At 43.2% G+C, this 13,766-nt stretch carries 12 protein-coding genes; 7 read left to right on the top strand and 5 right to left on the bottom strand.

Translation table 11 applies throughout. The features are described 5' to 3' along the window. Positions 1-116 precede the first annotated feature (116 nt). On the top strand, positions 117-2,000 hold the full coding sequence (locus HUK62_RS15785) for a transposase (protein WP_342755707.1): 1,884 nt from the start codon (positions 117-119) through the stop codon (positions 1,998-2,000). 239 nt (positions 2,001-2,239) lie between these two features. Then, positions 2,240-2,923 (top strand): alpha/beta hydrolase, encoded by a 684-nt coding sequence (locus HUK62_RS15775; RefSeq protein ID WP_228723714.1) that lies wholly within the window; start codon positions 2,240-2,242, stop codon positions 2,921-2,923. Positions 2,924-2,958: 35 nt separating this feature from the next. Here HUK62_RS15775 and HUK62_RS15770 read toward each other — a convergent pair whose 3' ends face one another. Then, complete coding sequence (locus HUK62_RS15770; RefSeq protein WP_176538326.1) at positions 2,959-4,131, bottom strand: acyl-CoA dehydrogenase family protein; 1,173 nt, start codon at positions 4,129-4,131, stop codon at positions 2,959-2,961. A gap of 192 nt (positions 4,132-4,323) precedes the next feature. Between HUK62_RS15770 and HUK62_RS15765 the strand changes: the two genes are divergently transcribed. From HUK62_RS15765 to HUK62_RS15740, 5 genes are all read left to right on the top strand, one after another. Next, the gene (locus HUK62_RS15765; RefSeq protein WP_004977895.1) at positions 4,324-4,581 is read left to right on the top strand and encodes a succinate dehydrogenase assembly factor 2; all 258 of its coding nucleotides are present in this window, start codon (positions 4,324-4,326) and stop codon (positions 4,579-4,581) included. Between the two features lie 5 nt (positions 4,582-4,586). Next, entirely contained in the window at positions 4,587-4,973 is a 387-nt protein-coding gene (locus HUK62_RS15760) for a protein YgfX (protein ID WP_005401274.1), read from the top strand. Positions 4,974-5,493: 520 nt separating this feature from the next. Next, the gene (locus HUK62_RS19135) at positions 5,494-6,531 is read left to right on the top strand and encodes a hypothetical protein (protein ID WP_228723712.1); all 1,038 of its coding nucleotides are present in this window, start codon (positions 5,494-5,496) and stop codon (positions 6,529-6,531) included. A 71-nt stretch (positions 6,532-6,602) separates the two neighbouring features. After that, positions 6,603-7,175, top strand: coding sequence for a rhombosortase (gene rrtA, locus HUK62_RS15745; protein ID WP_176538324.1), 573 nt, complete (start codon positions 6,603-6,605; stop codon positions 7,173-7,175). Positions 7,176-7,357: 182 nt separating this feature from the next. Then, positions 7,358-9,640: a TRAP transporter large permease subunit gene (locus HUK62_RS15740; protein WP_176538323.1), complete on the top strand. Its 2,283-nt coding sequence runs from the start codon at positions 7,358-7,360 to the stop codon at positions 9,638-9,640. A gap of 424 nt (positions 9,641-10,064) precedes the next feature. Here HUK62_RS15740 and HUK62_RS15735 read toward each other — a convergent pair whose 3' ends face one another. From HUK62_RS15735 to HUK62_RS15720, 4 genes are read right to left on the bottom strand one after another with little or no spacing between them, the layout of a single operon-like run. Further along, on the bottom strand, positions 10,065-10,484 hold the full coding sequence (locus HUK62_RS15735; protein ID WP_176538322.1) for a hypothetical protein: 420 nt from the start codon (positions 10,482-10,484) through the stop codon (positions 10,065-10,067). Between the two features lie 12 nt (positions 10,485-10,496). After that, positions 10,497-10,709 (bottom strand): YheV family putative zinc ribbon protein, encoded by a 213-nt coding sequence (locus HUK62_RS15730; RefSeq protein ID WP_171054267.1) that lies wholly within the window; start codon positions 10,707-10,709, stop codon positions 10,497-10,499. A gap of 52 nt (positions 10,710-10,761) precedes the next feature. Next, positions 10,762-12,804, bottom strand: a complete 2,043-nt coding sequence (locus tag HUK62_RS15725; RefSeq protein WP_176538512.1) for a M3 family metallopeptidase — start codon at positions 12,802-12,804, stop codon at positions 10,762-10,764. Positions 12,805-12,856: 52 nt separating this feature from the next. Continuing rightward, positions 12,857-13,738: a VanW family protein gene (locus HUK62_RS15720; RefSeq protein WP_176538321.1), complete on the bottom strand. Its 882-nt coding sequence runs from the start codon at positions 13,736-13,738 to the stop codon at positions 12,857-12,859. Positions 13,739-13,766: the final 28 nt, after the last annotated feature.

Genomic DNA, 13,766 nt, shown 5'->3' with positions numbered 1-13,766 from the left:
GGTATCTACACAATTTCCGAGCTTTGCGTTAAATTGAAGAGCATGCTCTTCAATTTAACATCTCTGGTCTGGATCAGCGTCTTGTCAAACGTTATAACAGCCTTGTAAAACTCTATATGAATCCTCTTGCTTCACTTGCTCCCGCAATCAAAGACCTGGCCTCTACCCAAAAGTCGAGTTTCTCAACTACACAGGCTGTTTGGCGATTCCTGAATAATAATAAAATCTCTTTTAGTCAATTAAACCAGCCGATTAAGCTTCTTGCATGCGAACAGATCAAGACATCACCGCATCAGTATGCATTAATCGTTCATGACTGGTCTCAACTGCAGTATGTGAAGCACAGTCATAAGGTTCAGCGTCTTCAAAGAACAGAGGCGAATTCAGGCTATGAATTGCAAAGCAGTTTACTTGTCGATGCGTCATCAGGGCTCCCAATTGCGCCATTAGCTCAGACGCTAACAGATGCATCCGGCTGTTATTCCACATTCAGTGAACAATACAGCGAGCGCAAGTCCCATTTGGACTCACTCGCAGAACAAATCAAAACGATTGAACAGTATCCGATTGAGAAAACAAAAGTCCATATCATTGACCGTGAAGGAGACTCGATTGCCCACTTGAGGGAAATCAGCAGCCATGGTTTCAAATGGTTGATTCGGGCCAAAGAAAGCCATCGGATTGAGCATCAAGGGGAAACCTACAAAGTTGCAGAAGTCGCAGAAAAAGTAGTAACTCAGCAAGTTAAGCCGATTGCTTATAAAGGAAACAGGCATATGCTGCATGTTGGAGAAACCGATATTCGGATAACGCGTGCAGCAAAACCGAAGAGAAAAGATGATTTAGGCCAACGGGTTGCTCCCCAGCCAGGCAAGGCAGTTACAGCCAGATTAATTGTTGCTGTGGTGAAAGATGCTCAAGGTAAAACAGTCGCGAGATGGTCGCTGATCAGCAATGTTTCTTCAGAGATTGATGCGGTAGAATTAACCACCTGGTATTACTGGCGCTGGACAATTGAGTGCTATTTCAAGCTTCTGAAGCAGGCAGGCCATAACGTTGAATCATGGCTTCAGACCACACCTGCAGCGATTTTAAGACGGCTCCTGATCAGCAGTATGGCGTGTGTACTGACTTGGCGAATACAGCGTTCTGAAGATGAACAAAATCAGAAAATTCGTATATTTCTGGCCCGTCTTTCAGGCCGACAGCAGAAGAGAGGTAAGTTGGAAAGTGCACCTGCAATATTGGCAGGACTTTCGATTTTACTGAACACTCTTCAACTGCTCTCAGAATATTCAATAGATGAACTGAATGAAATCGCAACAATTGCATTAGGTACATCAAGATGTGTAGATACCTATGACTATAATCCTTGGGATCAACGTTTATGTGTGGTACCAGACGGTGATTTATTTAAAATTCTTCGTTCAGGCCAAGCCAGTGTTGAAACAGATCAGATTGAACGCTTTACCGAAACGGGTCTCCAATTAAAGTCTGGTCAGCATTTAGAGGCCGATATTGTCGTCTCAGCCACAGGTCTAGAAATTCAAATCTTGGGTGGTATACAAGCGACTATTGATGGCAAACCGTTAGATACCTCTAAACATATGCTGTATCAGGGCGTGATGGTGAGTGACGTACCGAATATGGCGATGATTATTGGCTATATTAATGCGTCATGGACTTTGAAGGTGGATATTGCGGCTGAATACATTTGCCGCTTACTCAACTATATGGATCAAAAGCAGTGGGCAGAAGTGATCCCGCAAGGTGATGCGACAGAGCTGATGGATGATACGGTCATGGGCAGTTTAAGCTCAGGTTATATTGCACGTGCTGCTAATGTAATGCCAAAACAGGGTAAACATGCGCCATGGAAAGTCAGCAATAATTATCTTGCGGATCGTAAGACATTGAAAAGTGCTTCTTTTGAGGATGGAGTACTGAAATTTGCTAAACGTGATGCAGCATTGAACCAGAAACCTAAATTGGTGTCTTAGGCTGAGTAGTTGATTTTAAAAGGAGCGTAACGCTCCTTTTTTTAAGGAAATGACTTTAGGGTGTTCTGTTTTTACTTTCTTAAACTGTTGGATGATTCTAAAAACTTAAAAGATAAAAAATAGGGAATATTTTGAATATCTTAGAACAAAGTTACCAAGTCCCATCTGCGTCAAACATGATTCATGCCAAAAAATGGCACACTGATGCAGCAGATCACGCTTGAGCTCCAATTATTTTAATGCACGACTCATTAGGCTGTGTGGCTTTGTGGCGGGATTTTCCTGCTCAACTGGCACAGGCGACCGCGCGGGTGGTTTATGCTTATGATCGCTTAGGTTTTGGTTTATCTGATGCGAGTACACAGCCATTGGCACATAGTTTTGTCATCACTGAAGCAGAACAAACCTTTAAAGCTGTATTGGATTATTTTTCGATCCAGAACTTTGTCATTCTAGGGCATAGCGTGGGTGGAGGGATGTCTATTGCGATTGCTGCGGCTTATCCAGAGCGTTGCCAAGGATTAATTTCAATCTCTGCACAGTATGCGGTTGAAGCGCTAACACTGGCGGGTATAAGTGAAGCAAAAGTTGGTTTTCAACAAGCGGGACAAATGGAACGTTTGGAGAGGTATCACCCAGAAAAGGCGCAGTGGGTGCTTGATGCATGGACTGAAACATGGCTATCGCCCGCTTTTCAAGATTGGAATTTGGCCAGAGTGATTGATGGTGTGTGTTGTCCAACGTTGATTATTCATGGTGAACTGGATGAATATGTCAGTACTGGACAACCTCAGCAGATTTTTGAAGGGGTGTCTGGACAGGCTGAGCTGCACATTTTAGAAGGTCTACATCATATGCCACATAAAGAGCAGCCAGAGTTGGTGGTTGCCTTGATTGCGGAGTTTCATCAAGTACATTGTTAAAAGTAAAAGCCCATCGAAAGAGGGGCTTTTTGATCTTAGAGTGAACGGGAAATTAACTCTTTCATAATTTCATTGGTTCCTGCATAAATACGATTGGCGCGATTATCTAGATAAGCTCGTGCAATCGGGTATTCCAGCATATAGCCATAACCGCCATGCAGTTGTAGACATTCATCGACAACTTTAGAAAACATCTCGGAAATTTTATATTTGGCAGCCGCTGCGGCATCAATGCTGAGATTCTCTTCCAGTTGCAATTGCATACAACGGTCAAGGTAAGCGCGGCAAAAATCGATTTCTGTACGTAACTCCGCCAGTTTAAAACGGGTATTTTGAAAGCTTGAAATCGTTTTTCCAAAGGCTTTACGCTCTTTGGTGTACTGAACAGTATGCGCCAGTGCTGCTTCTGCACCCGCTTGGCAGATAATGGCCACCAACATGCGCTCCCAAGCCAGTTCTTTCATCAGCATCATAAAGCCCATGCCTTCCATACCGAGTAAATTTTCTTTGGGGACTCGAACATGATCAAAAAATAATTCGCAGGTGTCTTGCCCTTTCATTCCAATTTTATTGAGGGGTTTACCTTTACTGAAACCTGCACGATCAGCTTCAACGATAATTAATGAGAGATTGGCTGAACCCTTTTCGCTGTCGCCTGTCTTGCAGACCACAATCGCCATATCGCAGAGATAGCCGTTGGTAATGAAGATTTTAGAGCCATTGATAATATAGTCATCCCCGTCTAAAACAGCTGTTGTTCGTACCGCTTGCAAGTCTGAGCCTGTGCCAGGTTCAGTCATCGCAATGGCGGTGACGGTTTCACCCGAAGCCATCCGCGTTAACCAATAGTGTTTTTGTGCTTCACTACCAAAGTTATTGATGTAGTTTGCAACAATATCTGAATGCAATGAAAAGCCAGTTGAAGAATCCATAGCATAGGCTTGTTCTTCAATTAAAATCATACTGTATAAACGGTCTACACCCGAACCACCATAAGCTTCTGGCATGGTGGCACACAGTAGCCCCATGGTGCCTGCTTTATTCCATAGCTCACGATCGACATGCTGCTGTTGTTCATATTTTTCAATATTTGGAACAACTTCTTTGGCATAAAACTTTCGCACAGTTTCTCGAAATGCCTCATGTTCAGTATTAAATAAGTTGCGCGGCAGCATATTGTTTAACGGGCGAATTGCGCCTGATTGCATGGAAGCTCATCCTGATGTTGTTATTTTGCTAAGAGAGTAGTGAAAAGCAGGAGATGCGACAATGGACTGAATGCTCAAATCTATTTGATTTTTTGATGAGTTTTGCCAGTTGTTAAAATTGCGACATTTAACTAGTGGCGAGGGCGGTGTGATCGGTTAAACTAAGCCGTTTCAATTAATTTGGGGAATGTAATGACGGAAGAAATGAGCTTGGAAGAACGTAAAGTAATCTACCGTGCACGTCGTGGTTTAAAAGAAATTGATGTGTACTTTGACCCTTATGTGAAAAATTATTATCTTCAGGCAGATCCTGCTGAAAAGGCCATGTTTGCGGCCTTGGTTGAACAGGAAGATCCAGATTTGCTGGATTGGTTTATGGAAGTCTCTGAGCCGCCACGCCCTGAAATGAAAACCTTGATTCAAAAATTAAAGCATTATGTACACGGATAAGTGCAATGGAACATCGTCATTTTCAACTTAAACCCAGCCGTTTGGCTTATGTGTTTCAGTTGTCGATTTATGCCGTTCTGATGCTGGTCTTGTATCAGCTACTTCCTTTAGGACTGTGGCTGATCGCTTTGGTTGCTGGCTTTGTGCTGTATTTGTTTTTTCTACGTGGGCCGCAACATTTTCAGCTTCAGCATTTAGATGGCCGTGATTGGTCTTTGTCACTTCAGAAACAAAGCAATGTGCAACGAGTGCAAATCAGCCATATTGTGGATCATCGTGCTTATATTGTGATTTATTTTCAACACTTTAGAGCAAAACCGATGTTGGTTTGGTGTGATCAGTTACCCATCACACAATGGAAAGCTCTGAAAATACTCACTAAAATGCAATAATTGTTGGACAATTTTAACTCACTTAATTTAATTAAGTAATTGAAAAATAATAAGTATAAATATATGAAGTCTTGCTTTGTCTGACATATCTGAAGAAACTAATGTGCTTTTTTGGATTGTCAGACAACTTTCCTACAGTTTTTTGATCTTAAAATGTACATTCAAATCACCAACAGCAAATAAGGAAAATCGTATGATGATCCCAACTTGGATGTTTCTAGTGGTAGCAATTGTGTTAGCGATTGTTATAGGACGATTAGGAACTGTGCTGAAGGAACGATTTGTACCAAACAAAGCCTAGCTAGGCTTCCCAGTTGATAAGTAGCATGTGCCGAACCGTCGCTATGCTACTTTTTTTTGCCTAAAAAAAAGTTGAGGCGTTATTTTAGTCAATTTTCCGCCGTTTATTTCATGGCAGATTAGTGGTCTGATTTAGAGTAAATACTCTTTTCTTCGGAAAATGCTTCTGCTATGTTTGTCAGCATGGACACATACAATTATACAAATAGAGGACAGGAAAATGTCGCAAGTCCAAAAAATAGGCCAAGGTGTGGCTGTTGTAGCGCTTACAAGTTTATTATTTTCGGGTTGTTCACAAGTGGTTAAAACAGGTGCCAATGTTGCGCTTGGGTTTAGTGAAAAACATATCGTACCGCCTATTTTAGCCATGGAAGACGCTGAGATGGTGTGTAACTCAGGAAATGCTTTGACTCCTGCGATTATGTCGACCAAAGACATGGGGGCGGATCCAACGCGTGTGGCGGTTCTACTTTATTCAGCATCAGGTATTTGTGCGGAGAATCAGGCACTTGAGGCAGAGTTACGTTATTTGCGTGCCTCGAAAGCAAGCAATGTCTCTGAAGCACAGGATGCTCGAATTGAACAAAAGCGTTGGGCGGCGACTGCAGCACAACGCCAATATACTGGTTATCAACTTTTTCAAAACCGCTGGGAAAAGAAATATAAGAAACCATTGGGCGAAGGCTGTCCAAAAATGAACAGCGATTTGGATCAAACTGTGTATATGCTGGGGATGTTGAGTGGTTTACAAGCCATGACCAATGATATTAACTCAGGTGGTGCAGTCAATGTTCCTAAAGACATTGCGGCTATTGTTGAACGTGGGATGGTGTGTCTAGACAATGAAAAGTTTTGGGGTGCACCGAATGCAACACGTGCGGTGATTTGGACCTTATTGCCAGGTGCGGGTGAAGGTAAACCTGATCCGTATCAGACCTTGAAACAATCGATGCAAATTGGAGAGCAAAAAGGGGTTCGTTTATCTCATGCAATGTACGCTGTAGCGGCTCAAGCCAGTGGTGACGATGCCAAGATTCGTGATGCATTGAAAAGTTATGCGGCTTCCTATAGCGATGAAAAGCAGAGCAATCCTCAATTTAAACTGATTGATAGTATGGCCTCGAGTATGGTTCAGGGGATTTCAGATCGTTATTGGACTGAACACACGGGGACACGAACTGGGGATGGTGGTATGGCGCATTTCTGGGATGAAAAAGAAGACCGCTCTGAGCTAGATGAGTTGTTTAGTGAAAGTTAACCAATTTTAAACTGAGCCGCAGCGCAGAAAAAATAACAATAAATAAATGAGTAACACGATAAGGACATGTGATGCATGATCAATTTCTGAATCGAAAAATCATTTTGATTGCGCTTGTCGTGTCGATCTCGGCATGCCTACAGATTTTTAAAGATCAATTTGTTTATTGGCGAGTGGATATTTTTCCTGAAATTTGGCGCTTGTGGACCGCGCATTGGGTGCATGTGGGATGGATTCATTTTGCACTCAATATGCTGGCTTTTATGTGTTTGCCTTTTATTTTTCCACGCACCCGTGTCTGGCATTTTGTGGCGTTATTGCTGATTTTACCGCCGCTGATTAGTCTGAGTTTTTATTATTTTTTGGGGGATATTGAAGCCTATGCAGGGCTGTCTGGTGTGCTGCATGGAATGTTCACTGCCATAGCCATTGTCCATTTGCTATACCGTAAAGAACGGATGTTTGCGAGTTTGGTGTTGTTTCTCATTTTAGGCAAACTGATTTGGGAAAAAACCTTTGGTGGGAGTACTACGGCCGAACTGATCGGTAGTCCAGTTTTGGTCGAAGCACATTTATTGGGCGTGATCTGGGGAATTGTGATTGCAGCTTTGTATTTAATCGGGGTGAATCTATTTGATGAATAGAGGATTGACCTAAATTCTAAAAAGAAAATCCAGATTGTCATATTCAAAAATATAAATTTGATGCAAAGATAAACAAAACAAAAATCTAAAGGCATAGAGAAAGGACAAGCTCGAGCCGACTAAAATGACAGGTTCTACGGTGTATTGCGCCGAATAGAACGGTAATAAAAATAGGAAACAACATGCAGAATCATGGACAGCGCAGATCAGGACTCGATCTGCTGAAGTATATATGGACCGAGTGGATTTCTACTTTTGTCATTCTGATTTTACTGTTACTTACGCTATTAATTGGTACAGGTGAAATGATTCATGGCCAATTGCTACGTATGGGCGAGCGCTTATATGGCGATTCAGCCACAGGTATGCAGTATTCTTTTTTAAGGGCAGAGCCTGCCAAGCCAGAGTGTAATCGTCAGCCGAATGTGGATGCTTTGGTCAAAACCCAAATGCAAGCCAACGCTGCAGATGAGTTCGCCGACTTCTTTGGTACGGCTTCGGAAGCTGATGTGCGTGCGTCCATTTTGGCAGGTGTGCAGCAGTGTGAAGAAAAGTATCAGTTTTATGATAAAGCCATGCAACATATGGAGGCACACCCAAGTATTCGTGCCTATCGTAATTTTGAAACCACTTTTTTTGGTATTTTTAAATTCGGAACAGAAAATCGCGCCATTCTATTAATTTTTATGGTGGTTTTAGCTGCGATTAGCGCGACCTTAAAAATCCATCATATTGGTTTGCGTGGCCCTGCAACCAAGCTGGATTATCGTGTTTATAGTCTCCTGATGACACTGGGTAATGGTTTATTAACTTACTCGAGCATTAGCCAATTTAACTCAGTGAAAGACTCGGGTGTGCCGATGAATGGCGAAACCCAGCTGATTTATTGGCTGTGGATGATTCTGTTTTCGGTACTTACCTTGATAAGTGTGTGGCAGCTGTTTAGCCCACCGAAAGAGGCCAAAGCTGGCGGGCGTCTAGGCTTTGCTTTCCTGAGTGTACCTCTGTATGCCTACATGGCGGTGATTACGGGTGTGGCGTTTATCTTCTTCATGGACTACCCCATGGGGCAAGGGATTTACTTGGGACAGCTGGTTGAGTTCTCAAGTATTTTCCTGAATTTAGCCCTATTTATTTGGGCGGGTATGTTGTTGAAACAAACCCGTGTCGTGGATCTGTTCTTAAATATTTTGCGTCCATGGAATTTGGCTCCTGAAACTTTAACTTGGTTGATTTTAATCGCTGCGGCTTTACCGACCGCATATACGGGTGCATCGGGGATCTTTGTGATTGCAGCAGGAGCGATTATTTATAAAGAAGTCTGGAATGCAGGTGGACGTCGTCAGTTTGCTTTGGCTGCAACGGCAATGTCAGGTTCGCTGGGTGTAGTTTTACGTCCATGCTTATTGATTGTGGTGGTGGCATCTTTAAATAAAGAAGTCACGACGGACCTGCTTTATCAATATGGTGTTTACACGTTCTTACTGACCTCAACACTGTTTTTAGTGGTTTCACTCTTCTTTGCAGAGAGTAGATTCCGCATCGCGGCACCGAGTTTGGCCGCACCGAAATCAGGGCGTGCTTTCCTAGCAGTTGTGCCGTATATCGTGATTTTTGTCCTCACGTGGATGTTCTATAAATTCTTATTAGACACTGACCTAAATGAATTTACTGCACCCGTGATGATGCCTGTGATTTTATTGATGATCGTGTTGTTTGATAAATTACGTCATCAGCCTGCGCCTTTGCCTGCTGTGGGGCATTGGGATGAGACACTCAGCGCAAATTATAACTCGGGTGGTGAACCTGTATTGGCTGGGGCTCAAGTTGCCCATGCAGAATACCGTGAAGGGCTACATGGTAATGCCGCAAATGATGGACAAGTGGTGAATCATGGGGTGGTTCAATCTAGTTCGATGGATGTATTACGCCAAGTCGGTTTTTGGAAGTCGATGCATATCTCGACCAGTGAAACCGTTGGACATATTGGTGCTTTGGTCATTTTAATGGCGCTGTCGGTGAGCGTGGGGGGATTGCTTGAACGTACGGAGGTAATGAGTTTCTTCCCGACTGATATTAGCAGTACGTTCTTGGTCATTAGTCTGATTTTGGGGTTGATGGTCTTTGTTGGGATGATTATGGATCCGTTTGGCGCCGTGATCTTGATTTCTGCGACAGTTGCGCCTGTGGCCTATCAATATGGTATTCATCCTGTCCATTTTTGGATGATCACCTTGATTGGCTTTGAGTTGGGCTATGTGACACCACCTGTGGCCCTTAATCATCTTTTAGCAAGACAATCCATTGGTGATGCCGAGGTGAATGAGGCCGATGAGGAAGTGCGTCATTTGTCTTTCTATTATCGTTATGAACGTTGGATTTTACCCTTGATCGTGTTGTTCCCAGCGATGCTGATCATTGCTTATGTTCCATACTTCTTTAAGTTATTTGGCTGGTATCACTAAGTTGTGAACTTGAGTTAGACCATAAAAAAAGCATCTTCGGATGCTTTTTTATGCTTTGGATTTATTGGAGATACTTCTGAAGAAAATAGCTTCTTTCTAGGAATTACCCACTCAAATCGTCACTTATATCAAATCAAAGTACAACGATATTGCTAAGCGGGCTATCTTAGAAAATCAGCCCTCACTTAGGCTCAATGATAAGAGTCAATAGACAAATAAAGTCCTTCTAAAAGATATCCTTGGCATGAGCTAGGGGTTGTGATGTATAGCGACTAGAGACTTTATTCGTGGAGGTAGTTCAAAAGAGATGATGAGTTGTGTAATGGCTTTGCGCTGATTGAATAGGTGGGTGAAGCAGCAGGGCAAAAAAAGACGTTAGCGTATCAGTCGATAGGCTAACGTATTTAAAAATAACAACCGTATTTTACTGAGCAGCCAATTGGGCTTCTAACAGTTTAATTTGTTCTTCTTTGAGCTTTACCAGTTCATCGGCATCTTTGTGCTGTGCTTGCAAGCTCTTTTCCTGTTCCTTCAACTGGCTTTGAATATCGTCCAGTTTCGCTACTTCTTCTTTGGCAAGTGAGGCATTTTCAGGTACAGGTGCTTTTAAAATCTCTTCCTCGACCAATTTAATGGTGTTGTCAGCCATGGCGGTCGAAGCTGCTTTTTCAGCTTCTGGAAGCGCCTTCACGGTAGGTTGGATCAACTCCGCTTGGTGCACTGGTGTTGTAGACTCTTGTGCAGCAAACAACCATTGATAAAGTGCAAAAATCGCAATGATTGCGACCAAACCTGCTGTAATACCCCAGAGTAATTTAGGGTTGTTGTGTTGTACGGACGACATTCGATTCAACCTTTATTCTTTGGATTGACGTGGTTTAAATTGAATGACCCCAACCTCGTCGGGGATAGCTGGGATCTGAGGCTCATCTACATGAGTCGGACGATTCTCCGAATAACCACAGTCGATACATTCAATCCATTCATCGTCATTCGAGGTAAGCATAACAACTCGATCCATCGCCTGACATTTAGGACATTTTGCACCTGCAATGAAACGACGTTTAATAGTCATTAGACTTACCTTCTGAACAATTTAGGCGCCTAGTTTACTCACTTTTTTAGCGGTTCGTCCAACCTTGATGACGAAGTAAAGCATCTATTTTTGGCTCACGTCCACGGAAATTGATAAATGCATCAAGCGCTGTATCTTTTCCGCCAACTGCTAGAATAAACTGGCGAAATTCTTTTCCAGTGGCAGTATTAAAAATCCCTTCATTTTCGAAACGATCGAAGGCATCACTGGCCAAAACTTCCGCCCATTTATAAGAATAATAACCCGCTGCATAGCCACCTGCGAAAATATGGCTGAAGCTATGTTGGAAGCGGTTATAAGGCGTGGTCTCTAAAACAGCGTATTGTGCACGGATCTCATTTAAGGTGGCTTGGATTTGATCTGCTTTCAAAGCAGGGGCTGCTTTATGAATGCTGAGGTCGAACAGGGCAAACTCAATTTGACGTAAACTTTGCATGCCGGATTGGAAGAAACGCGCATCCAGCAAGGCTTTGAGTAGACTTTCTGGTAAGGTTTCTTGGGTCTCAATATGTGCACTGAGCAGGTCTAAGCTTTCAGTATCCCATGCCCAAAATTCCATGAATTGACTTGGCAACTCCACCGCATCCCATGCCACGCCGTGTGTCCCCGCAACCGCAATATTGTCAACTTCTGTCAACATATGATGTAAACCATGTCCAAATTCATGGAACAAGGTAATCACTTCATCATGAGTCAGCAACGCCGCTTGATCCCCCACAGGTGGCGTAAAGTTACACACCATATAGCAAATCGGTTTTTGTAGGCCTTGCGTTGTTTGGGTGCGAGAGCGGAAACCACTCATCCATGCGCCGCCACGTTTGCCCTGACGCGCATAGAGGTCAAAGTAGAATCCACCGACCACTGTGCCTTGATCTTCGAGTTCAAAATAACGTGCATCTGAGTGCCAAACGGGGGCTTCACGCTCCACAATTTGAATACCATAAAGACGATTCACAATGCTAAATAAGCCCTGCAAAATCTTGGGTGCAGGGAAGTAGGGCTTGAGTGCTTCTTGAGATAAATTGAACTGTTGGACTTTCAATTTTTCTGAATAATACGTGCTGTCCCACGGTTTTAAATCCTCAATGCCATCTTCAGCGGCAATGGCTTTCAGCTCCGCCACTTCTTTGAGCGCAGGGGCACGTGAATGTTCAGCTAAATCACGTAAGAACTGATCCACCATGGTGACATTTGGCGCCATTTTGCTGGCCAATGAAAGCTCGGCGTAGTTGTTGAAACCTAACAGTGCAGCCATCTCCTGACGCAGGCTTAAGATTTCTTCCATCGCCGCGGTGTTATCAAACTCAGCGTGTTCAGACTGATCAGATGCACGTGTGGTATAGGCACGATACAGTTCTTCGCGTAAAGGGCGGTTTTCCGCGTAGGTCATAATTGCCAGATATGATGGGAAGTCTAAAGTGGCAACGGGTTGATCCAGTTCGCGCTGCTGACCATATTGTTTTAACAGTTCAACACTGCTTTGGGGTAAGCCTGCCAGTTCATGTTCCGCTAACGGTTTGAAATAGGCTTGGGTTGCATCCAGAACATGGTTGGAAAAGTCGGATGATAGTTGTGATAAGCGTGCGGAGATTTCTGCATAACGTTTTTTGGCTTCACCTTCTAAAGCCACCCCTGACAGTTTGAAGTCGCGCAGTGCAAGTTTAATCGCACTTTGTTGGGCTTCAGGGAGGTGATCAAATTGCGCAGCATCATGAATGTGTTGATAGGTTTGATACAGCGCTGTGTGTTGACCTAACTCGGTATAGTATTCACTTAAGCTTGGTAATAGTGACTGGTACACCTCACGAGTTTCAGCATTGTTCATCACCGCATTGAGGTGGGACAGCACGCCCCATGCTTCACTCATATTATTTTCTAAATGATCGACTTGTTCTAAGACCGCAAGCTGTGCCTGAATCGATTCAGGGACTTCGCTCAGGTCTTTTAAAAAACTTTGACCCTGTTGAATGGCTTGTTCGATCTGTTGTTGGAGTTGTACTAAGGTGATTTGATCAAACTGTGGAACAGGCAAGGTTGCTTTTTCTAATGTCATGCGTTTAAGCCAAATTAAAAGTTCAGTTATCACTAGATGTAAGGGTGATGCACTGGGAAATCAAGTTTTAATTGGTTTTGATGTTTTGCGCCGCTTGAAATTCAGCCCATGAAGGGTAGTGCTGATCAATGCGTGAGGGCTGATAAAGCACTTTGGCAAAGTTACGGGTCATACATTCAGTTGCTAAGATTTCACCGCTTTTATATTTTTCTTTGCGGTGTCGCCAAATTTCGTTTTGTCGGTAGTAATCCGTCCCGATTTTAAGGAAGGCATGCTGTTGTTCAAATACATGATAGACATAGCCTAAATCGACTGAGCAACGCAGTTCACCTTCTAGGCATTTCTCACTAAACCACAGCCGAATTTGAAAGCTATGCGGGGTAGGATTGTAAAATTGATAATCAATATAGTTATAAAAAATTGCAGCGCCACTCCCAAAAGGAAGTACACGACCATGATCTGGGAAAGGGTCAAAGGAGTGCTGTGAACGTTGTACCACTTGTAACGGGCTATGCAAGACAAGCCAGTGAATAAGATTGGCAATTTGGCAAATCCCGCCACCAATACCACCGCGTGCTTGACCAAAGCTGAGTTCCATTCCCTCAACATAGCCTTTTTGAGTTGTTGGTTGTCCTACCAACTGACAAAAAGAAAAAGTCTGTTGTGGGTGGATTAAAATCCCGGAAATACACGGACTGGCAATTTTGAGATTGATGACTTTATTGTGTTGCCAGTGCTGATCGCTGTCGCCTAATTTACGAATCAGAACGGACTGATGTTTTTTGACGCGAAAAGCCAAAGGGGCGTTAGAAAATGAATGTGCATAGTCTTTCCCATCTGTTTTCCACTGCCAATAGCGCATCATACGTCGGCTACGCGTGGCCATGAAATAAAGCAAGGGATGATATTGGCTGATAGGTTTGCTTAAAAATAAACGCAAAAAGTTCATGTTGGCCCTATGAAAAAAGGTGCTAGAA

The sequence above is a fragment of the Acinetobacter sp. NEB 394 genome, assembly GCF_013374795.1.
Taxonomy (GTDB): Bacteria; Pseudomonadota; Gammaproteobacteria; order Pseudomonadales; family Moraxellaceae; genus Acinetobacter; species Acinetobacter johnsonii.
The sequence above is the reverse complement of the archived record's forward strand: the minus strand, read 5'-3'. Positions and strand labels throughout refer to the sequence as shown.